The organism is Labrys sp. LIt4 (assembly GCF_017813775.1).
Classification (GTDB): Bacteria; Pseudomonadota; Alphaproteobacteria; order Rhizobiales; family Labraceae; genus Labrys; species Labrys okinawensis_A.
On the sequence record NZ_JAGIPY010000005.1, the window covers coordinates 139,877 to 162,405 of the forward strand.

General features: G+C 64.0%; 14 protein-coding genes. 1 reads left to right on the plus strand and 13 read right to left on the minus strand.

Annotated elements, in window-relative coordinates; translation table 11 throughout:
• Window positions 1–6: 6 nt before the first annotated feature.
• From J8I29_RS11390 to J8I29_RS30415, 13 genes are all read right to left on the minus strand, one after another.
• Entirely contained in the window at window positions 7–1,182 is a 1,176-nt protein-coding gene (locus J8I29_RS11390; RefSeq protein ID WP_209431722.1) for an endo alpha-1,4 polygalactosaminidase, read from the minus strand.
• A gap of 210 nt (window positions 1,183–1,392) precedes the next feature.
• On the minus strand, window positions 1,393–2,385 hold the full coding sequence (locus tag J8I29_RS11395) for a hypothetical protein (RefSeq protein ID WP_209431723.1): 993 nt from the start codon (window positions 2,383–2,385) through the stop codon (window positions 1,393–1,395).
• Between the two features lie 150 nt (window positions 2,386–2,535).
• Window positions 2,536–3,537, minus strand: coding sequence for an NAD-dependent epimerase/dehydratase family protein (locus J8I29_RS11400; RefSeq protein ID WP_105862545.1), 1,002 nt, complete (start codon window positions 3,535–3,537; stop codon window positions 2,536–2,538).
• 156 nt (window positions 3,538–3,693) lie between these two features.
• The gene (locus tag J8I29_RS11405) at window positions 3,694–4,533 is read right to left on the minus strand and encodes a hypothetical protein (RefSeq protein ID WP_209431724.1); all 840 of its coding nucleotides are present in this window, start codon (window positions 4,531–4,533) and stop codon (window positions 3,694–3,696) included.
• A gap of 92 nt (window positions 4,534–4,625) precedes the next feature.
• Window positions 4,626–5,804, minus strand: a complete 1,179-nt coding sequence (locus J8I29_RS11410) for a sugar ABC transporter (protein ID WP_105862543.1) — start codon at window positions 5,802–5,804, stop codon at window positions 4,626–4,628.
• Entirely contained in the window at window positions 5,782–6,486 is a 705-nt protein-coding gene (locus J8I29_RS11415) for a hypothetical protein (protein WP_209431725.1), read from the minus strand. Before J8I29_RS11415 ends, J8I29_RS11410 begins: the two co-directional genes overlap by 23 nt.
• A gap of 5 nt (window positions 6,487–6,491) precedes the next feature.
• Window positions 6,492–7,748 carry an ABC transporter permease gene (locus J8I29_RS11420; RefSeq protein ID WP_209431726.1) on the minus strand — a complete coding sequence of 419 codons (1,257 nt, stop codon included), beginning with the start codon at window positions 7,746–7,748 and terminating at the stop codon, window positions 6,492–6,494.
• 206 nt (window positions 7,749–7,954) lie between these two features.
• Window positions 7,955–9,238, minus strand: coding sequence for a nucleotide sugar dehydrogenase (locus J8I29_RS11425; RefSeq protein WP_209431727.1), 1,284 nt, complete (start codon window positions 9,236–9,238; stop codon window positions 7,955–7,957).
• 238 nt (window positions 9,239–9,476) lie between these two features.
• Window positions 9,477–11,354, minus strand: coding sequence for a tetratricopeptide repeat protein (locus tag J8I29_RS11430; RefSeq protein WP_209431728.1), 1,878 nt, complete (start codon window positions 11,352–11,354; stop codon window positions 9,477–9,479).
• Window positions 11,355–11,372: 18 nt separating this feature from the next.
• The gene (locus J8I29_RS11435) at window positions 11,373–13,466 is read right to left on the minus strand and encodes a glycosyltransferase (RefSeq protein WP_209431729.1); all 2,094 of its coding nucleotides are present in this window, start codon (window positions 13,464–13,466) and stop codon (window positions 11,373–11,375) included.
• Window positions 13,463–15,658, minus strand: a complete 2,196-nt coding sequence (locus tag J8I29_RS30410) for a glycosyltransferase (protein ID WP_209431730.1) — start codon at window positions 15,656–15,658, stop codon at window positions 13,463–13,465. Before J8I29_RS30410 ends, J8I29_RS11435 begins: the two co-directional genes overlap by 4 nt.
• Before the next feature lie 119 nt (window positions 15,659–15,777).
• Window positions 15,778–17,163: a tetratricopeptide repeat protein gene (locus tag J8I29_RS11445; RefSeq protein WP_209431731.1), complete on the minus strand. Its 1,386-nt coding sequence runs from the start codon at window positions 17,161–17,163 to the stop codon at window positions 15,778–15,780.
• Window positions 17,164–17,489: 326 nt separating this feature from the next.
• Window positions 17,490–19,541, minus strand: a complete 2,052-nt coding sequence (locus tag J8I29_RS30415) for a glycosyltransferase (protein ID WP_209431732.1) — start codon at window positions 19,539–19,541, stop codon at window positions 17,490–17,492.
• 1,135 nt (window positions 19,542–20,676) lie between these two features.
• Between J8I29_RS30415 and glmS the strand changes: the two genes are divergently transcribed.
• Window positions 20,677–22,500: a glutamine--fructose-6-phosphate transaminase (isomerizing) gene (gene glmS / locus J8I29_RS11455; protein ID WP_209431733.1), complete on the plus strand. Its 1,824-nt coding sequence runs from the start codon at window positions 20,677–20,679 to the stop codon at window positions 22,498–22,500.
• Window positions 22,501–22,529: the final 29 nt, after the last annotated feature.

Below are 22,529 nucleotides of genomic sequence, written 5' to 3' on the forward strand. Positions count from 1 at the left end.
CGCCTGTCAGCCCTCCGCCCGGAGCAGAACCACGCCGGATCGCGGCTTGAGCTCGATCGGGCCGTTGATCGCCTGGCCGGACAGGTCGCGCCAGCTGCCCGCGGGCGGCTGGATCGTGGCCGAATCCCGGTCCGAAAAATTCACGGCGGCATAGCCGCGCTGATAGTTGCGCCAGGCGGTCGTTCCCTGAAGTTCGGAAGGGCCCGTGGGGGGGCCGACGGGCGGATCGAGATTGGGATATTCGACCCAGCGTCCGGTGTCCTTCTGCGGCAGCACGGCGAGGTAGCTGCGATTGTTGCGGTTCACCAGGAAGCTGGCGACGATCCAGGACATTTCGGCGTTGTCGGGCGGGGCCGAGCCGTTCGTGCAAGTGTAGTTGATCGAGACATAGGCCCGGTTGTTGCGCTGCTGGATGAGTTCGCGCTTGAGACGCCAGGCATCGCCGGTGATGCGGCGCCGGCAACTGTCGCTGAAGCCGCCTTCGTCGACCCAGATATCGGCAAGGTTGATCAGGGCCTTGGTCTCGTCGGGCTGCTTGGGATCGATCTTGGCGTTCAGTGCGATCAGGCCGCCGCGCTGATGGATTTCCTTGGCGAGCCAGCCGATATAGTCGAGCTTCTGGGCTGTATGCGCCGGATCGCGTGACTGCCCGCTGAAAAGCTGCACCCATTTGCCGTCGCGCCAGACGCCGCAGCGTTTGTCGGTATTGGGCAGGGCGACATTGTCGAAGGCGATGGAATGATAGCCCTTGGCCAGGGCCGGCTCGATATAGGTCTTCAGGATATACTGGCGCACCTCGGGATTGCTGGTGTCCAGCGGCGCATAGGCGCCCCAGGAATAGGTGTAGCCGAAGGAGGGCGTCTGCTGGTCGCACTGATAGGTGATCCAGCTGGGATGATTGGCCTTGTACCATTCCGCCGTATGGGCACGGTTGAGATCGCGTTGATTGGGATAATAGTAGCTGTCGATCACCTTGTTCGAACGCAGGGGTGTCTTGGAGCCCCAGACGAAGCCGACATTCGGCAGGTTGGCGGGCGACTGCATGCGGCCGTTGAAGATCTGGGCGCGCGGGATGCGGTCCACCGTCTCCGGATGCGGCACGCTTTGCTGTGCCAGCGCTGCGGTGGCACCCGCGAGGGAAGCGATGACGGCAAGGCCGAAACTCGAATGTCTTTGCATCATGGCTCTTCCATTGGTTTCGATGCTTTCTGCTCCATCCGCGCTGCCCCTCACCGCTATCCTCTCCCTGCAGGAGCGCGGCCAAGGGGGTATCCGCGTGACGCCTGAAGCAGAGAACGGCTCGTCTCGCCCGACCGCCGGGCGAGATGAAAACGGGTGAGGGCGGCCCCAGCTTCGCAAACGGGCCGACATTCTTTGCCGGCCTCGTTCCGCTTACTCCCGGCCCGGCAGGAGATGGCCCAGGAGCACCAGCGCCGTCGGATCCTCGTGGCGCAGCGCGAGGGCGTCGAAGCAGGCGCCGATGGCGCTCTCGATGTCCTGGCTGGCCCGGCAGGCGCGTGCAAGCTGCACATAGTCGTCGGCCGTGGCCGCGCCCTGGGCGGAGACGGCCTGCAGCAGCGTCTTGGCCTGCGCATAGTGCCGGTTGGCGATCAGGGCACGCGCATGCAGGCTGCGGGCGGCGCCGTCCTCCGGGTAGTCGGCCAGCAGGGCGGCGGTATGCTCCTGGCTGTCGGGCTCCTTGGCGACCAGCACCTTGCGGGCTTCGGCGAGCCGGCGTGCCTTGATGCGTTCGGCAAGATCGCCTGCCGCCTGTTCGAGACCCAGCCGGCCGCCGGCCTGCAGCCAGTCATGGGCTTCCTGCCAGCGCTGGTCGCGGAAGGCCTGCCTGGCGCGATTGCCGACATCGCGGGCGAGGGTGGCCGAGGCATCGGCGAGGGCGGTTGCATCCGTGACCAGTTTGGCGTTGTGGGCAAAGGCGCTGGCTTCGCCCGCCGATGCCAGCAGCCTCAGGAAGTCAATGCGAAGGGCGGCGTTGTCGGGGGCGAGGGCGAGCGCCATTTCGAAAGCGGCCAACCGTTCCTGCGCCGGGTTCTGCTTTCGCAGTGCCTGCTGGCGGAGCAGGGTGACGATGCGCGCCAGCACTTCGGAATCGCTGGCTTCGATCCTGTCCGGTGCCACGGCCGCGACTCGCGCCGCCGCCTGGACCTCGCCATGGCGCAGCAGGGCGCGAATGCCGGCGACGGCCTCGTTGACCGAGGAAGGCAGGAGATTGGTGAGGGCGGCGACGGTGCCCTCGATGTCGCCCAGGCTCAGCGTGCTGCGCGCCAGGGTGCGCAGGGCAATATTGTCATCGGGCGTGATCGCCAGGGCGGTCCGTGCTTCCTCGGCAGCTTCGGCGAAGCGTTCAAGCTTGAAGAGTGCCACGCTTGCGCGCGTATGCGACTCCGCTGGAGAGGCTAGGGTCATCTTGGCAACTCGGCGTTTGCCCCTGTCGGGGGAGGTGGATCTGGCATCCGGCCCGTCGCGAAATCGCGGCGAGCCGGGCCGGTGGTGTACGATCGAGGACTGAACGGTTCAGACCCGGTAATAGGAGCGGTACCATTCGACGAAAGCCCTGACACCGACGTCGATCGTCGTCGTGGGCTTGTAGTCGATGAGCTGCTCCAGGAGATCGGCCGCCGCAAAGGTCGCGGGAACATCGCCCTTCTGCATATCGAGGAAGTTCCGCTTCACGGGCATGCCGAGGCATTTCTCGACCGCGTCGACATAGTCGAGCAGGCCGACCGGCTGGCCACCGCCGATATTGACGACGCGATAGGGGCCGGCCGGCGACAGGGAATCGATGTCGCTGACCGGCTGGCCTTCCACGGGCGGCACCTTGGTGAGGCGCGCGATGGATTCGACCAGGTCGTCGACATAGGTGAAATCGCGCTGCATCTTGCCATGGCCGTAGACGTCGATCGGCTCGCCGGCCAGCGTCGCCTTGACGAATTTGAACAGGGCCATGTCGGGCCGGCCCCAGGGGCCGTAGACCGTGAAGAAGCGGAAGGCGGTGGTCGGGATCTTCCACAGATGCGCATAGGAATGCGCCATGTCTTCAGTGGCCTTCTTGGTCGCCGCATAGAGCGTGAGCGGATGGTCGGTGCGCTCGCGCTCGTTGAAGGGCATGTCCTTGTTGGCGCCGTAGACCGAGCTCGTCGAGGCGAACAGGAAATGGCCGACGGAATGGGCCCGGGCCAGTTCCATCACGTTGAAGGTGCCGACCAGATTGGCGTCGACATAGGCGCGCGGATTTTCAAGGCTGTAGCGCACGCCCGCCTGGGCCGCCAGATGGATGATGACATCGGGCTTCTCGTCGGCGACGACCTGCTCGAGCGCGCCGAAGTCCTCCAGCATCAGGATGTGTTCACGGAACGCATTGGTCTTGCCGAGCATGGCGTGCCGGGCCTGTTTCAGTGTGACGTCGTAATACGGCGTCATGCCGTCCACGCCTGCCACGAAGTGGCCGTCGGCCAACAGGCGGCGGGCAAGGTGGAAGCCGATGAAGCCAGCCGTGCCGGTAATCAGAAAGCGCATAAAGGGTCAGTCCTTTCATAGCGTTTTGCGATTTGGCGATATCGCCGAGAACCGCAAAGACGCGTCACAACAAAGAGCGGGAGCAGAGCGGCGGTTGCACCAAGACGCGCCTTGCTCCGAGGTGGATAAAACCCGACGCGGCGGGCCGTCAGGCCGTCAGGCCGCCAGGTCCGGAATGGTGGAAACATTCGGCTTGATCACGCGGTTGAGCAGATACCAGCCATACATTTGTTCGAAGCCGGGGTCGTAATGGTCGAGATCGGCGCCCTGGCGTTCCAGGGCACGCGTGCGGCCGACGGCCTCGATCACGCTGCGCGGTTCGAAGACGGGAATGCCGAGTTCGCCGCCGATCTTCTTCACCCGGGCGATGAAGGCTTCGCGGCTTTGCAGCACACGCCCGTCCTGAAGCGGGAGGCCGACATGGGATACGGCGGCCATCGGCTTGCCCCACAGCTGCCTGAGCTCGATCAGGCCCTGGCGCAAGGCATTCTCGTCGGCGAGTTCGCAGCGGGCGTTGCGCAGGATCCGCGCATCGGCGTCACCGAAACCCGCTTCGGCGAACTGCTCGGAGGCGATGACCTTCTGGGCGGTGTCGGCCGAAATGCTGCGTTTCTGCAGCATCTCCTTCCACCACAATTTGCCTCCTTCGCCCAAGGGGCTGAGCAAATGGCGGTGGAGATAGTTGAGCTGGAGATAGATGCCGTCACAGATCAGTTCCTTTTCGGAAGCGATCTCGACGAGCAGGAAATCGGCCTTGGCCTGTTCCTTCTGCGCGTTGGCGGAAAGCCTGGGCACACGCTCCGTCGAGAAGACGTAAGGCGCCATGCCGTCGGGGATCGTCAATTCGCCCCGCATCCAGCGCAGACGCTGCACGGCCTCGCCGACCGAGTGCAGATAGGCGCGCGAGCCGCCGTCATAATGGCTGCAGCGCCCGGTGGCGGCGATCTCCTCCATCGGCCTGTGCAGACGGCAGGACCCCAGAACGAATACCTTCATCGCGCGTCACTCCTTGCATGAATGGGATAGCGGGAGGGTTGGAAAATCGAACAGCCCAAGCAAATGTCATCGCCAAGCTTCATCGCCAACCCTCAACGGCCCGAGATCGCGTTTCGGATCAGGCCACCGGCCACCGAGGTGAGAAAAACCAGTGCCAGGCCCACCAGCAGGGCGGAGCCGAGAGCCGTGAGCTTCTGGGGATAGGTGGGCGTGTAATCGGCCTTGGGCTGGGCGATCGGCGAGACGTAGCGCTGCTGGCGCAGGATCGCCACGCGCGCCTGGTCCAGGGACTGGCGGGCCGAGGCCAGATTGGTGTCGGCGAAATCCTGCGCGATCTTGAGGCTCTCATAGCTCGAAAGCTGCTTGGCCACCGTTTCGCTGCCGCCACCCAGCCTCTGGCGGGTATCGTCGATCTCCTTGCGGAGAGTGGCGATGCGTGTCTCCACGCTCTTGCGCCGCGGGTTGTCGCCCTGCGTCGCCTTGAGCTGGCCGAGGTCGGTCTGGGCCGTGGCAAGCTGGGCCTCGAGCTGGCCGATCAAATTGGTCAGCACGGTGAGATCGCCCGTCGGATCGACATTGGCATTCCGGTTGCGCCAGTTCGCCACTTCGAGGCGGGCAGCGGCCGCGCGCTGTTCGCTGCGCGATACTTCCTCCTGAGCCACCTTGAGGGCATCGTTGAGGGCGCGCTGGTTCATATTGTTGGCGAAGGTGTCGGAAAGATCGATCAGGGCGTTGGAGATCTTGACGGAATCCTCGGGGGTGAACGCCTCGACCTGCATGACGACGATCTGCTCGATCATGTTGTAGCGCACGGTGATCAGCGACTTGTAGGCCCGGTAGAGGTCGTCCGGCGTTGGATTGTCGGGCAGGCGCACCAGCAGGTCGGCCGGATGCTCGGTGAGCATCTTGGCCAGATCGATCTTCTTGGCGAGACCATCCATTGCTTCGCGCGACTGCAGGAAGTCGCGTACCGCGTAGCCATCGACGAAGCCAGTGACACCCATGCCGGACGAGCCGGGGGTGAGCAGGCCGCCGACGCCCGCGGGCGGCTGGACATCGCCGCCCCGGATCGCAAATCGCGATTCCGCGGTATAGAGAGGCGTGGCGACAACGAAGACATAGAACGCCGTCAGCGCCAGCGGCAGCAAAGCGAGCATCAGTCCGATCAAGGAAAAACGCCGCCGCCGCCGCCGCACCTTGTGCTGGTAGCGCAGAAAGGCCGCACTCTGTTCCGGAGCAATCTCGCCTCTAAGCGAATTGATCGTCGACAAGGGGCTCGGGTTGACCTCGTCCAGTGTCGTTGATGTCGGGACGGAGAGGGAATTTGCGGAGGACTTCGTCAAGTTGGCTCTCTATTTCGATCAGACCCTGATTGAGGATGAGGGCGGTGTCACAGAACTCATCGACTTCGGATTTGCGGACGGTCGACAGGAGAAGCATCCGACCGTCAATGCGCTGCTCGAAAAGGGCTCGCCACAACAAAGTGAAGCGATCTTTCCGATAGGGGAACGTGCCGTCGACGACGTAGATGTCAAATGTCGGCAGGAGTGGCAAAATATACCCGAATTCCTGCCGCGCTGTGGCCGGCCAATGCTCTACGAACTCGTCGAGGTATTCCGGCAGAGTCAACATCGACTCGACGAGGTATATACAGAATCTATAGTCAAGATGATACAAACGGGAGATTAAGGCTACAATTTGTCTCCCGCTCAATTTACCACGGACAAAGCCCGCGCGCCCGATCGGCCAGGAACAACTGCCGCCTGGTATGACATGGCCGCTGGTTGGAGGGCGCAGGCCGGCAAGCAGGTCGATGGCAGGCTTGCGCGCGATCGGATCCGGTGAAACCACGGCATAGCGCCCGATCGGCAGCGTCATGGTGATGTCGAGCGCCACCGGATAGGGAGCTCCCCCCAGCATCGGCGTATCCACGACATGTTCGAGCGCGATCATGATCCTCACACGGGTTGGATGCGAGGCCGTGCGTGCTTTTCGGCCAGGAGGCCGATGCCGAGCACGGCGATCAGACACAAATAGAAATAGGTCGGGTTCGCGTCCGAGGAGGCGTAGCCCGGGAAATAGGCCGCGCGCAGAAGCTGCATGCCGTGGGCGGTCGGGGACCACAGCACATAGCCGCGATATTCCTCGGGCAACTGCTCGGTCACGAAGAACACTGAAGAGAACAGCTGCAAGGCGCGTTCGAGCACCGAAGCCAGGCGCAGGAAGAACGGCCAATGTACGGCGATGCTGCCGAAGATGAGACCGATCGCAAAACCAAATGACCACATCGCGACGACATAGCTGATCACCGTCGGCACATTGGCGGGAAGGGTGATCATGTTGACCAGCCTTCCGCAGGTCAGCAGGATCACGAAGACGACGGCGTAAATGATCAGATATTGGATCGCATAGGCGAGCGCCTGATGGATCGGCCGCACGGGCGGCAGATTTATGAAGATGCGGTTGTGCGCGATCGCCGTGCTCACCCGGAAGATCACCTGGCGGCACATGATCCATGTCGTGCTTCCGACCAGGGCAAAGGTCGGCACGTCCATGTTCATGATGAACTGCGTCTGTAGAATGAAGTAGACCAGCGAGATCAGCGTCAGCAACACGGCCGGCTGAATCAGCATCCAGAGGATGCCGAAGCGGCTCTCGGAGGCGATGAGCTGGAACTGGACGATGAGGATGGCGCGGATCACACCGATCGCACCGGCGACACGCGTGCCGCGGCCGTTCTTACCGCGGGCCGGGTCGGCAAGGAACAGCCCGTTGCTGAGGTGGGCGATCAGCTCCAGGTCCTGCCGGCTGGCACGGCTGAGATAGTCTTCCTGGACTCCGCCCTCGACCAGCCGGGCCTCCCTGGCGGCGGCATTGCGCTTGCGGGAGCGCCTGAGGTCGCGTGCTTCGGCCAGCTTGTTGGCGGCTTCGCGCAGATCCGGCGGCGCATAGCTGTCGGCGAAGACGTCGACATCGGCGCGGATGTCGTTTTCGAGGATGCGGATCGTCGTCCTCAGCAGGCGATGATGATAGTCGAGATCCTCGGCATCGGTCTCGCCTTCATCGTCGTCAAAAAGCTGCTTCTGGGTCTTTTCGGCATGATTGTAGACCGCCCGCCGCGTCTTGACATTGTTTTCGGGCAGATCGCGCAGCGCGCGGCGCAGCAGGGTCAGATACCCGTCCCAATCTTGTTCGAGCACTTCAGCGGATGCCATCGGCCATGATCCTTCTGTTCGCCAAGGGCCGGTGACAGCTGGGGGATAACGGGTCTGTCTGCTGTCCGCCAGTGCAATGGGCACGGGGCCTCATCCCCGCGCCGGGACGACGCAGGGAGAAGCCAAAGCCCGTGCCTGCCCCATGGAAGCGGGGCAGGCGTGGCGCCGGAGCGCCTATGGTTCGTTGGGCGTTCAAGGGCGCGAGGTCACAGCCGCCAGACCGTGACACCCTCCGGCGCTGTGGCGCGATCGAGTACGCCCTTGACGTCCATGACCACGCCCGTGCCGTTGCGCAGCCGCGACTTGATCAGCGGCCAGCCCTGGGTGGCATATTCCTTGTGGGGAACGGCCAGGATGATGGCATCCGCCGGCTCGACCTCGTCCAGCTCGGAAAGCTCGACGCCATACTCGTGCAGCGCCTCCTCGTTGGAGGCCCAGGGATCGTGCACCGCGGTCTGGATGCCGAAACGGTTGAGCTCCTTGAGGATGCCGGCCGCCTTGGAGTTGCGCAGATCCGGAACGTCTTCCTTGAAGGTCAGGCCGAGCTGCAGCACGTTCTGGACCCTCCGGCCCTCCTGCAGGAGCAGACGCACGCATTCGCGGGCGATGCGCTCGCCGACGGAGTCGTTGATGCGCCGTCCCGACAGGATGACCTGGGGATGGTAGCCCGCCTTCTCCGAACGATAGGTCAGGTAGTAGGGGTCGACGCCGATGCAATGGCCGCCGACCAGACCCGGCTTGAAGGGCAGGAAGTTCCATTTGGTCGAGGCCGCTTCGAGTACGTCGCCGGTATCGACGTCGAGGAGCTGGAAGATATGCGACAGCTCGTTCATGAAGGCGATGTTGATGTCGCGCTGGGCGTTCTCGATCACCTTGGCGGCTTCCGCCACCTTGATGGTGGGAGCGACATGCACGCCGGCGGTGATGACCGAACCATAGACCTCGGCGACGATGGCGCGGGTTTCCTCGTCCTGGCCGGACACCACCTTCTTGATCTTGGTGAAGGTGTGCTCCTTGTCGCCCGGATTGATGCGTTCGGGAGAATAGCCGACGGTGAAGTCCACGCCGCAGGTAAGGCCGGAGGCGGCTTCCAGCACGGGCACGCATTCTTCCTCGGTCGCGCCGGGATAGACGGTGGACTCGTAGACGACGATGTCGCCGCGCTTGAGGGCGCCGCCGACGGTGCGGGAGGCCGCGCGCAGGGCGCCGAGGTCGGGCTGGTTGGCGCTATCGACAGGCGTGGGCACGGTGACGATGAAGAAATCGGCCTTGTTGAGGTCGGCCGGATTCCAGGAGAAGATCGGCGGTGTCGCCTTCAGCTCTTCGCTGGAGATTTCGCGCGTCCGATCTTCGCCGGTCTGCAATTCCTTGACGCGGGTCTGATCGATGTCGAAGCCGATGGTGTCATAGCCATGCTTGGCAAAGGCTACCGCGACCGGCAGGCCGACATAACCCAGCCCGATGACTGCGATCTTGCGTTTCTGACTCAAGACATAACTCCTTGCGGTTTGTCATTGCGACGCCCTGAGGGCGGTTGCGTGGGTCGATCGCCGAAGCCGACGGATCGTCCATAGGTCGCCGTCCTCCTGTGGTCGGCGGACGGGTTTCGAAATAGGGGAAGGGAACCCTTCGCGGATGGAGGTTTCGTCATCCTCTTCTCCTCGCGCTCACAGGAAAGCCTGTGAGGCTCGGCTGGGGATGATCGGTTGGATGCGGCAAGCGGAGCCATCAGCGAATACCTCGCCAGATGCCGCCGCTGAGCCGGAGGTTTTCGGGGCCGCGCAGGATCTGCCGTTCGACTTCGTGGAAGAACGCGTCCTGATAGGCCTGGGCGAAGGCCGGGAATTCCTGGCCCTCCTGCTTGGCCGGCATGGCCTCGACGTGGAACTTCACGCGGCGGTCCTGCCAATAGGGAATGGTGATGAAGCTCGGAACGCCAAGGCGGTAGCACAGCCCGCCAGCGAACTGGGAATAGGTCACCTGCCGTCCTTCCCAGCCGACGCGCGGGGCAGCGGGGCTCATGGCGCCGTCGATGGCGATGACCACGGCATTGCCCTGGCGCAGGGAGGTCATCACCTCGCGCGTGACTTCCAGCTCCGAGTGTTCGCTGGTGGAGATCAGCGAACCGACATGCGGGAAGGAGGCGATCTTGGGGGCGGAAGCGAGCCATTTCATCGGAATGCCCGCCATGTGCAGCGCCAGCGGCCCGGCATACATCGGCCCCATATGCGGGCTGATCAGCAGGGCTCCCTTGCCCTTGTCCAAGCCCTTGCGGATGCCTGCCACGGCGGCATCGATGCCATCGAGCATGGCGGCCACTTCGCCCGCCCGCTCGGGAGCGCATTCGAGCCAATCGAGCAGCAAGAGGTCAGCCAGACAGCCCCAGCGCGCCCGGTCGTCCCAGGCCTTGCGGTCCATGGGCTCGCGGCCGGCAAGCCGGCTTGCGAGCGACCAGGCGAAGTCGAGCCTGCCCTTGGGGATGGGCGCATTGGCCAGGTTCTCGTCGAGACGAGCCAGTGCATCGGCGAAGGAACCCTGGAGATAGGCGCGTTTCCGGCCGACCAGATCGGCATAATGCCCCTGGGCTTCATCCTTCAGGCCCGCCTGCAGCAGCGTCGAGATGGTGTAGCGCTGCAAGGCCGGCGAATGGGGGTCTTCCTGCGCCAGCTTGCGCAGCAGTGTGGCTGCTTCGTCATAGTGGCGGGCCAGCCGCAGGGCGCGCGCCAGCAGCATCTTGAGGTTGCGCAGGTCCGGTGCGAGCTCGCTGGCCTGGCGGAGGACGTCGACCGCCTCCTCGTTCTGCCGCAGCCTGAGCAGGGTCTCGCCGAGGGTACGCAGCAGCAGCACGTCCTTTGCGGCCTTGTCACGGGCCTGGCGCAGATGCTCGAGGATCTCGGCGTCATCCCCGCCCAGCGACAGCATCGCATTGGCGACGACCAGATGAAGCCGGGGCGACTCCCCGCCCTGGTCCAGGGCCTTGCGGCCGATGGCCAGCGCCTGCTCGTGGCGCCCCGCCAGCTGCAGGACCTGGGCGACTTCGAGGGCGAGGTCGGCCGTCAGGTCGGCCCGATCCTGCAACTGCTCGACGATGACGAGGCTGGTATCGAGATCGCCTGCTCGCGCGAGGGCGATCAGGCACAGCTGGGCGAGCCGCGCATGGTCGGGGCTGCGGTCGGCATAGCGGCGTGCGAAGTCGCGGGCGGCGTCGAAATCGGTTCCCTGGACCAGAGCCTGCAGTCTTACCGCCGCGATGGCGAGATTGTCGGGGTCGAGTTCTCCGGCCCTGTCGATATGCGCCTGGCCTGCTTCGCGCCGGCCGGAGCGCATCATCACGCTGCCGAGGGTAAGAAGGTCGTCGCTGGAAGAGGGGTTGGCCTCGATCAGGCGTTCCAGGAAGATCCGGGCCGTGTCGAGTTCGCCGGCACGCATGGCCGGCGCGACGACGAGGCGGCGAACCTGGTTGCGATTGCGCGGGACGGCGGCCACCGGCAGCGTCAGCAGGGCGAGGGCGTCCTGCGTCCGTCCGTCACCGGCCAGAGCGAGGACCTGGTCGATCGCCTGCCCGGAATCCGCGGCCTTGGTGTCCTGTTCGATCATTCGCTTCATGCGCTGTCGCCTCGCGGATTAGCGGTCGAGATAGGCATCGACGGTCAGCTCCAGCATGCGGCGCATGGAGAAGCGTTCGCGGGACCATTGGGCCACATTGGCGGCGAGTTCGGCGCGCTCCTGATGGTCGCGGCGCCAGGCCAGCACTTCGCTGGCGATGGCGTCCGGCTCCAGATTGTCGATCGAGGGCAGTACGGTGCCGCTCACTTTAGGCATCAGCGTCTCGGCGGCGCCGCCGGCTGGCGTGGTGACGACGGGGACCCCGCTGAACTGGGCTTCGATCAGCACGTTGGGCAGGCCCTCGTGGCGGGACAGCAGCAGGAAGACGTCCATATGCGACAGCCAGTGACCGACACGGGGCGAGCGGCCGGTGAACAGCACGCGATCGGCGATACCCAATTCCTCGGCATAGGCAGTCGCCTTGCCGAGCAGCGGGCCGTCGCCCACCAGGATGAAGCGGGCATCCGGCACGCGTGCAGCCAGGCTCGCCGCAGTTTCCAGCCAAAGCAGCGGGCGCTTATTGTCGTCGAAGCGCATGACCGAACCGATGGTGAAACCGGCCTTGACGTCGAAGCTCTCGAGCTTGCGGGTCAGGGCCAGGGTCTTCTCGTCGGTTGCGGTGCTCAGGGGATCGAGCCCGTTGGGAATGATGCGCACCGAGCCGCGCGGCAGTTTGAGCCAGGCCTCGTAGCGCTCGCCGGCGGCCTGTGAGTTCGCCACGATGGCGACGCCCCGGGCCGAGAGCAGCGAGCGATAGACCGCTTCATATTCGGGCTTGTTGCGTTCGAAACGGTCTTCCGGCGGCAATGTGCGCACGCCGAGCAGGATGCGCGGCACGCCCGCCAGCAGGGCGGCCAGCCCCGTGGCGAGGACCGAGCCGTCCTGCCAGATATGCACGATGTCGGGGCTGATATATTTCAGCGCGTCGGTGAGCCTGACCACGCCCGTCCGCATCTGCGTCGGCAGGTGATCGAGGAAGCCGATCAGGTCCTTGACGCGGGAATAGCGCGGGCGTCCGCCATATTCGGCAAACAGCGAATATTCATGGATCGGCAGGCCAGCTTCCACGAATTGCGGCACGAAGAAATCGGCGCCGGCACGCGAATGCAGCGAGCTGCAGACCACATGGATGGGCCCCATGATGTCGGCGCCCGCAATGGGATTGGCCGAATGGATGGCCCGGTTCAGGCCGAGCGCCGTGTTGGTGAACTGGCGTTCGGCACCACCCGATCCCAGGCTGCCATTGATCAGCACGACCGGCCCGACGAAGCGGCGCGGTTCGAAATCCGTGGTCGCCTCACGCTGGGCGATGGCCATCTCGAACACGCGTTCGATCACCAGATTGGGCAGATGGTCGTCACTGTCGGCGTGATCGGGTACGAGCTCGCTGAGGCTGCGCAGGTCCTGCTCGATCCGCGCCTGGGTCTGGGCGATGTGCTTGGTCTCGCCGAACTTGTCGCGTGCGAATTCGATGATTTCGCGCGCCCGCATCGGCTGTCCCAAGGAGACATAGAGGCGTCCGAGCGCGACCAGCACGGATTCGGGCGTGTTGTCCATCTCGACGAGCTGCCCGAAGGCGGCTTCGGCGCCGTCGAAATCCTTCAATTCGATCAGGCCGCGGCCATAGATCAGCAATTGCGAGGGATCTTCCGGCTCTTCGGGGAAGCGCTCGGCGTGAAGTGTCCTGCCCGCATCGACGCCGTCGATGCGGATGGTCCAGCGCAGCACTCGGAAGAAGGCTTCGCGCGAGGTGGGAAAGCGCTCGTCGATACCCCGCCAGACCAGGAGGGCGCGCGGATCCTGCACGCGCTCGAGCGCCCGGGCGACCAAAGCCTGGAAGCGCTCCTCGCGCGGATGCTTGACCACGTAGGGAAGCAACTTGTCGAGGGCCTCGGGCAGCTCGGGCAGCCGGCGCATCGCACCGGAAATGTCGCGGGCCTGATTGACCTCGGCCGTGGTCACGCGCTGCGCGCCATTGCCTGCCCGCAGACCTTCGGCCACAGCAGCCGAGACGATGTCTCGCGCCGAGATCTCGTGAGGCGTCAGCGCGGCGTCGCTCGCGCCGGCGTCATCCACCGGCTGCACGGCAGACTGAGTGCGGAAAGCCATCATGACGAGGAAACCGCCCGGGCCTTGCGGAGCCGTTCGACCAGCGCGCCTGCTGAGGACAGCCCGCGCCATTCCTCGGCCCGGCCCGCGCTCCTTTCCTGCAGCGCATTGCGCTGCGAGGTGTCGCCGGCGAGCCGGCCGAGCGTTTGGGCAAGGCCATTCTCGCCTTCATCGATCCAGACGGCTGCCTCGCCCAGAATGGCGCGCGCCACCGGGCCGTCGGATGCCACGATGATCTTGCCATGCATGAGGGCATCGACCAGTTCGAACCGGGTCCGTTCGGTCCGGGACGAACCCGCGAGGGTCGGAGTGACGAAAATGTCGATCGCCTTGTAGGCTTCGGCGATGGCGCCGACCTTGGGACGGCCGGGAAAGAGCACGCGCTCGCCATGGCCCATATGGCTCAGGCGCTCATGCAGTTTGAGGAAGCGCGAACCCACGCCGAAAATCGCCAGCGCGACGTCGAGCCCGTCGGCGACGAGCCTGTCGAAGGCGTCTCCGATGCCCTCCAGGTCGAGGTCCTCATAAGGATCGCCGATATAACCGAGAACCAGCCGGTCCTTGAGAGCCGGGTCGCTGCGCCAAGCCGGGGTCTTCTCGTCTTGCTTGAAGGTCGGCGCATTCTCGCCCAGCATCAAGAGCTTTGCGGCAGGTATCCCCCGGGCCGCGAGGGTTTCGGTGGCGCCGGGCCAGCGGGCGAGCATCAGGCTCGCCTCCGTCATCAGGACGTCATCCGCCTGGCGAAAAAGCGCTTCGCGGTCGTTGACGGGCGTGGCATCTGTCGTCGATGCCACTCGCTGGCAGTCGAGGACGAGATCGGCGCCGGTCATACGGGTCGCGATCGCGGCCGGATAGGCGGCCTCCAGATCGCCGGACACCATGATGACGTCGGCTTCCAGCGTCCGGGCGATCCGTCCGAGCGCCACGCCGGCTTCCCGGGCGTAGTGATCGATGATGGCCGGTGCCGCTTCGACGGGCGCCAGGCGGTGATAGGCGATGCCGTCCACCACGTCCGGTCCGGATTTGCGGGAAGCGCCGGCGTTACGCACGGGATAGCCGGGCTGTGTGACCACCCGCACCAAACAGCCGAGGCCGGTGAGCTCCTGGGCCAGGGCATGCGTGCGCATGCTGATGGCGGACCAGTGATAGGGCAGGGACTGCGGCACGTAGAGCAGGATGTTGAGGCGCGTGCTTCGTGCCTTGCGCGATACGGGCTTGGGCAGGCGGACGCCCTGGCCCTTGAACCGCTCCAGCGCCATCAGTTCCTCATAGCGACGCGTTTCGGTCGGATTGAGAGCTGCGCCGGCGCGCAGGGCTTCCTGGAGAATGGCGCTGGCCTCGTCGATCGAGCCGGCGTCCATCAGCGTGAAGGCCAGGAGCTTGACCCGTCCCTCGTTGGGATCGGCCTCGGCCGCGGCCTTGGCAAGGGCGACGGCGGCGGCCGGATCGGTGGCCCGGGCCTGCTTGGCAAGATCGAGCAGCACGCGCGACAGCACGCTGCCGCGCGGACGCTGGTCCTGGATCCAGCGCTCGGCTGCCGCCAGGCCGTCCTTCTGCGCCTTGGCGAGGGCGATTTCGGACAGTTGCAGATATTCGGGGGCTGCGCCGGCCGGCACGAGATCGCCCGGCAGCGAAAGCGAATGACGATAGTCGCGATACCATTCGGCGATGCGGGCCGGCAGGCGCAAGCCGTCGCGCCAGCTCGAAAATCCGTTCATCATCACCTGGCCGAGCCGGTAGGTATGGCTCTCGCGCAGCTTGGCGATGCGCTGTTCCGCATGCTTCCAGACGCTGCGCGTGTCGAGCACGGCCAGTTCGGCGCTGCGCTTGGCTTCGCGGTAGACGTCGAGGTCCCGTTCGAGCTGCTGCAGCCGGGTGGTGAGCGTGACGGTGTCCTCGGCCAGGGAACGCTCGGCCAGTTCGGCTTCCAGTTCCCGGATGCGCCGCGTCGCGGCCGCCTCACGGTCGAGCGCGGCCTGGAGCTCGCCGTCGGAGGAAGAATCCTGCGGTGTGGTAACCGCTGCAAGCTTGGCCTTGCGGCGGACGGGGGAACCGGAACCGTGCAGGGCGCCGCCCATGGCAATCGCCGCCCCTTCGAGCTGGCCGTCATCGAAGGAGGCCGCCCTGGGACTTGCATGTTCTGCCGGCGCATCGCCGTTACGATGCAGCTCCGGCGCTTCGGTCACTCTGCTCACCTTGATCTCCGGCTCCTCGGAACAAGGCGCGTTCCGGTAGAACGCGCCTTGGTTTCAACTTTTCGTTCGGATGCGTGTTGCGAAGCCGGCGTGGGCGCCGGCTCGCAGGACGCTTAGGCTCAGCTCGCCAGCTTGAGGTTCAGCAGACCTTCCAGGTTCTTGCTGGCGCTGTTGTCCGGGGCGAGTTCGCGGCTGCGGGCGACCGCAGCCGAGGCCGTGGCGAGATCGCCGGCCCGATGGCTGGCGCGCGCCAGATGCAGCCAATGGGTGGCGGAGTCCGGCTTGAGCTCGAGAACGCGCTGATAGTAGTTGGCGGAGTCGGTGAAGGCGTGCGTCTGATAGAGGTGATGTGCCACCGCCGTCAGCGCCGGCACGTTCTCCGGATCGATCTGCAGCAGGAGATAGGCGATGTCCGCGGCTTCGGCCGGACGCTTTTCGCGGCGATGGCCGCTCAGCTCCTTGGAGAGGATCGCCGAGACCTTGCGGCGCAGCAGCTGAAGCTCGTCGTCGTCCTGGCCGACCTTGGCCAGCAGCGCGAGGTGAAGCGCCGCCTGGCGGGCTTCGCCACCGCGCAGGGCGAGTTTGGCGGCACGGCGGACGCGCTGGATCAGGCGGTTGACATAGTCGATCTCGGGCGCAGCCAGGCCGGCCTGATACAGCGTCACCAGGCCGGTATATTCGAGTTCCGCCTGTCCGGCGGCCCGAGCGAGGCGCTTGGCGGCAACCTGATCTGTGGGATCGATATCCAGCAGGCGCGACCACAATTCGAGCGCCCGTTCCGGCGTGCCGGTCCGCTCGGCGGCGGTCGCCAGACGCTTGGTCGCCGTGGGATGGCGCGGGTCGACCTTCAGGACCTGTTCCCAGGCGGCTGTAAAGGCGGCGGGATCCTGTTCGAGATCGGTCTGCTTGGCCTGGTCCACCACGTCGTTGCGCAGGGCGATGATACGCTTGCGCAGGACCGGATCGGCAGGGGCCACCGTGTTGCCGAGGCGAAGCACGCGGCGATAGCCGTCCTGGTCACCCGCCCGCTCCAGCTCGACGGCGGCCTTGGCGAGATTGCTGCCGACCCGCGCGGCGATATCGTCGAAACCCTCGATATTGCCGGCATCGGCATGGCGGATGGCAATCAGGACCTTGGCGGCGTCTTCGACCTGGTGGCTGCTTAGGAGTTTCTTGGCTGCCAGAAACGCGGTCGAGGGGTGCGCTTCGGCGGCGGCGACGGCCGATTGGGCAACCTTGTCCAGCAGGCCGGCATTGATGGCCGCTCTCAGGCGCATCTTCAGCGCATTGGCATGGCTGGGCGAAATCGCCAGCAACTTGTCGGCTTCGGCGATCACCGCGTCCCAGTTGGAGGCCTGCCAGGCATCGCGCATGGTTTCGAGATGGCTGCGCAATTCCGGCGCCGAGGGCGACATGCGCCGCTTCGGCTGAGTCCAGCTTGCAGGGCCGGGAATGACGCTATGGCCGAAGGAGGCGTTCGAAAAGGCGTCGTTCGCAATGTCCATCTTCTATCTCACTCGTCATATTTGCCTGGGCAGGCACGCGGCGATCACACATGTGATCAATTGATCTGATCACGCTGAGATGATCAGAAGTGTTGGTACAAATCAGTGTGTCTTTTTGGGCCAGATGGCCAATACAGCATCTGAGTTTGGCAGCATAATGGCGATATTAAATATTAGTAAACGACATTATATTGCAAATATCTGACACTATAGTTGCAGTAATTATAAAAAGCGCAATTTCATTGCGATTTTAAATATTTACTGCCCGTTTTATGGTGTGACTGATCCCTTGTCGCCAGCGGCAGCATGCCCCCGGCTGGAAGGGGTCAGCGGGCTCGGGCTCTCTTGTATTTCCGGGGATGCTCGGCGGGAGGATCCGCCGCTGGCGGGCTCGTCAACAAATCCACGGTTCGCTGCACCATCAGGCTGGTGGAGAAGCGTTCGGAAGCGATTTGCCGGATGCGGTCGGCAAGGCTCGGATCCGAGCGGCGCCAGTCGACGACATGGCCCACCTTGGCGCACAGGGCTTCCAGATCGACCGCCTCGACCGTGTCGGTGGCCAACCCCGTCACGCCCGGCGTGAAGGTTTCGCAGGCGCCGCCCGCCGGCGTGCTCACCACAGGAATGCCGGCAAGCTGGGCTTCGATCAGCACGTTCGGCAGGCCCTCGAAGCGCGACAGCAGCACGAAGGCATCCATCTTTGCCAACCAGTAGCCGACGCTGGCCGAACGGCCCACGAAGAGGATCCGGTCGGCGATGCCGAGTTCGGCGGCGCGCTGGCGCACCCGCGGCAGCAGCGGCCCGCTGCCGACCAGGACGAAGCGGGCATTCGGCCGGGTCTCGTGATAGGCGCGCACGAAGTCGATCCAGAGCTCGGGACGCTTATCGACATCGATGCGGAAGACACCGCCAATCGTCTCGGTGGCATCCGCCGTGCGGCGCTCGAATTTCTGCCAGCGCTCCTCGTCCGTCTCGTTCGGATCGGCCGGCAGATGCTCCACCCCGTTGTGGACGATGGTGAAACGCTCCTGCTGCAAGCCGAGCCAATCGCAATAGGCTTTGGCAGCAGCATGGCTGTTGCTCATGAACTCGACCCCGGGAATCTGGGCCAGGGCGCGATACATCGGCTCATATTCGCCGCGGAACAGGTGCGGCCGCAGGACCGGGGGCAGGCCGCGCACATTGAGGACGATGCGAGGAACGCCGGCGACGAGTGCCGCCAGCGCGGCGAACAGCACGGCGCCGTCCTGCCAGATATAAGCGATATCGGTTTCATGCCGGCGAAAATGCTCGACCAGGCGCTGCGTGCCGAACGCCGCATGGGCTGGCACCAGGGGTAGCAAATGCCGCAGATCACTATCTTCGGCGACGAGGTCGGCCGGGCGGGCCGGGGTCATGTTGTCGATCTGGTAGGCTTCGACCTGCTCGCAGGCGATCATCGGCAGGAAGAAGTCGTGATTGTTCTCGCGGCTAAGCGACTTGACCACCACCTGGATGGGGCCTCGGATCTTTCGGCCCGAGATGCTTCCGCTCTCGCGCCGAGTACGTTCCAGCCGCGCTGCCGTGCGGGCAAGCTGGCGCTCCGCCCCGCCAGTGCCGAGGCTGCCGGTGATCAGGGAGACGGAGCCGAGCTGCCCAGGCACCACCGGGCGCACGGAGCGGTCGCGGAAGATGTCGATGGCCGCTCTCAGCACCACGATGCGCGCCGGGATGCCGCATGTCCGCCAGTCCGGCACGCGCCGGTCAAGGACTTCCATGCCCTTGCGCAGTTCCTCGGCCATCGCCGAGGCGTTCTTGGGGGCTTGTCCGGTCGCCAGAAGCCGATCCAGGATCGCGAGGGCTTCGGTCAATTCCCCCCATTCGCGCAACCGCTTGGCATAGACGAGCGGAGCGGTCTTGGAGTCCGGGAAATCCGCGAGGGTCGAGACGAACAGCGCCTTGGCGCTGGCCATTTCCCGCAGCTCGACCAGAAGCTCAGCCTTGTTGAGGCGCCGGTCCACATCCGAGGGCATGCCCGGATAATGACGCTCCAGGATTTCGAGCCCCTCGGCCGTGCGCTGGTGCCGTGACAGCCAGCGCAGGCGGTATTGCAGGGCCCGGTAATTGTCAGGGAATTTCTCGTGGACGTCCGTCCAGAGTTCCAGCATGCCCTCACGGACACGGGTCATCTCGGCGACGAGCGCGTGGGAGAGATTGACGTCCAGCTCCCCCGGAAAGCGGGAAAGCAGATATTTCAGGCGCGGCAGCGCGACCTGGGCGGTTTCGACATTGTCGGCACGCTTGACCAAGTCGGCGCATTCGGCGCGCACAGCTTGCGAATAGACGTCGGCAGCGGAGAACCAAGCGCGGCCGCTTTCATGGACCGCGAGTAAAGGCACGTCGGCGGTCTCCGACGATGGAAATCTGTTAGGTTTCAATAGTGCCTATCCCGTGGTTGCCCATGTATAGATTCCCTACTGAATCATCAATTCCATAAAGACCTGAGAATCTTTACAAAAGAATGACGCAAGTAAGGCGACTATTTGGTTTTCAACTGATTGTTGTCTAGGCGTCTACAGCAAGAAATGTGGATTGTTTCTGTGAACAATTCCAATCTTTCCTGTTTTTCCCTCGGGCGGCCTCTGTCCGTTCTGGACGGTTGGTGATTCCAGTGCATGGCGGTGAACCAGCATGCGCAACCGAACCGAATGTTCGCCTCGTCCGGCCCTCGCGGATATTGCATCGCAGCAATGTCTGCGCAGCCGAAGATGCGTCGGGGTTCTGGCTGTTGGGTGGGCGGCATGAGCGAAGGTAACTGCTGCGCTCATAAACACCGATAGCGCACAGGGCACTTTCGCCATCCGTCCTCCGATTCAACCAATGCCCCATACGGCACGATTCATCAGTACCTATGGCATTGCCAACCTCAGCGAGTCGGCTTTTTAAACTCATCGAAAATGGATTGCAAGCTTATAATGTTTTCCCATTGGTGAAGCCAAATTTGAATGGTTGCAAATAGGGTGATAAAACCCCATTTTGTTCATCTATATGAACGGAATGGGTATAACGGAAGAAATATGCTGTATTTACACTGACCATATTCTGACCATATTGTGTATGTTGAGTTTATGGGGCTGGCTGTTTATGAATCATTTATGACCGGGATGTGATCAGTTGCGAGGCAGGGAAGTATGAAGCGGCTCGATTGCGGGTCGCCGTTCCATGTGTTTCGGCGCTGTGTCCGGACCGGCTGTCGCAGGGTGGGCAATCCCAACACCAGCCTGTCGCGGCAACGGATTCTGGCTGTCGGCCATCAACCTCATGACAACAAATCGGCTGGGGGTGGCGGGCACCTTGTGAGGTGCCGGAAGCTTGCTCGAATGTCTGGCAAAAACTCGTCCTGCGGCCTTGGGCCGGGCGGGTTGCGGACGCCTGTCGTTACAAAACGTAAGGCATTTTGAATATGCCTTCTATCCAGAGTTCCTTAATCGAAAACACCATTGTTTTGATTCGGACCAAGATAAGGTAGAGCACATGTGTGGTATTGTTTGTGTTCTTGGCAACGAATCAGTGGCCATGCCGCTGGTGGATGCGTTGCGAAGACTGGAATACCGGGGATACGATTCCGCCGGTATTGCGACCCTGGAGGGCGGAGCCATCGTCCGCCGGCGCGCCGAGGGCAAGCTGGTCAATCTCGAGGCCAAGCTCGGCCAGGCGCCACTCAAGGGCACCAGCGGCATCGGGCATACACGCTGGGCGACACATGGCAGGCCGACGGAGGACAACGCCCATCCGCATGCCACCGAGCGCGTAGCCGTCGTCCATAACGGCATCATCGAGAATTTCCGCGAATTACGGGACGAATTAAGCGCAGATGGCGCTGATTTCCAGTCTGAGACGGATTCCGAAGTCATCGCGCATTTCGTCACGCGCGAGCTGGAAAGGGGTCTGTCGCCGATCGAAGCCGTGCAGGCCTGCCTCAAGCGTATCCGCGGCGCCTTCTCGCTCGGCTTCCTGTTCGCGGGGGAGGACGATCTCATCATCGGCGCCCGGCTGGGGCCGCCGCTGGCAGTCGGCTACGGTAACGGGGCGATGTTCCTGGGCTCGGATGCGATCGCCCTCGGTCCACTGACGAATACTTTCGCTTATCTTGAAGATGGCGATAGTGTCGTGATTACCCGCTCCACCGCGACGATCTATGACTCTGAGTTCAATCAGGTCGAACGTCCGATCCAGAAGGCGGAGATTTCGGCGGCCATCGTCGAGAAGGGCAATTATCGCCACTTCATGGCCAAGGAGATTCACGAGCAGCCCGAGGTGATTTCCCACACCCTGGCTTCCCTGGTCGACATGACCAGCGAAACCGTTCGTTTGCCGAGCCTGCCTTTCGATTGGAAGAATCTCAGTCGCCTGACCATTTCGGCCTGCGGTACGGCGTCCTTCGCCGGGCAGGTGGCGAAATACTGGTTCGAGCGCTATGCGCGCCTGCCGGTCGAGGTCGATATCGCCTCCGAATTCCGCTACCGCGAAGCGCCGCTCGAAAAGGGCGGATTGTCGCTCTTCGTCTCCCAATCGGGCGAGACCGCCGATACCATGGCGGCCCTGCGCTACTGCCAGGAAAACGGCCAGCACACGCTCGCCGTCGTCAACGTGCCGACCTCCACGATGTCGCGTGAGGCGGATGCCATGGTGCGCACGCTCGCCGGACCGGAAATCGGCGTCGCTTCCACCAAGGCCTTCACCTGCCAGCTGGCCGTGCTGGCCTGTCTGGCGATCGGTGCCGGCAAGGCCCGCGGCACGCTGACACCCGAAGCGGAAAAGGAACTGGTGCGGGCCCTGATCGAGGCACCGCGCCTGATGGCGGAGGCCCTCCGCCTCGATCATGAGATCGAGGCCTGCGCGCGCGACCTTTCCAAGGCCAAGGACGTGCTCTATCTCGGCCGTGGCACGAGTTTCCCGCTCGCCTTGGAAGGTGCGCTGAAACTCAAGGAAATCAGCTACATCCACGCCGAGGGCTATGCAGCAGGTGAACTCAAGCATGGCCCGATCGCCCTCATCGACGAAAGCATGCCGGTGGTGGTGATCGCTCCCTTCGATGCGATCTTCGAAAAGACCGTCTCGAACATGCAGGAAGTCGCCGCGCGTGGCGGACGCATCATCCTGATCACGGACGAGGAAGGGGCCAAGGCCGCCGCGCTTCCCGGCGCCAAGACCATCGTGATGCCGGCAATGCCGTCGGTGGTCTCCCCGCTGGTCTATTCCGTGCCGATCCAGCTCCTGGCTTATCATACGGCCGTGCTGATCGGAGCGGATGTCGATCAGCCGCGCAACCTCGCCAAGAGCGTCACGGTCGAGTAGGCCCCTGATCGTCAAAGCGTCTTGCGATG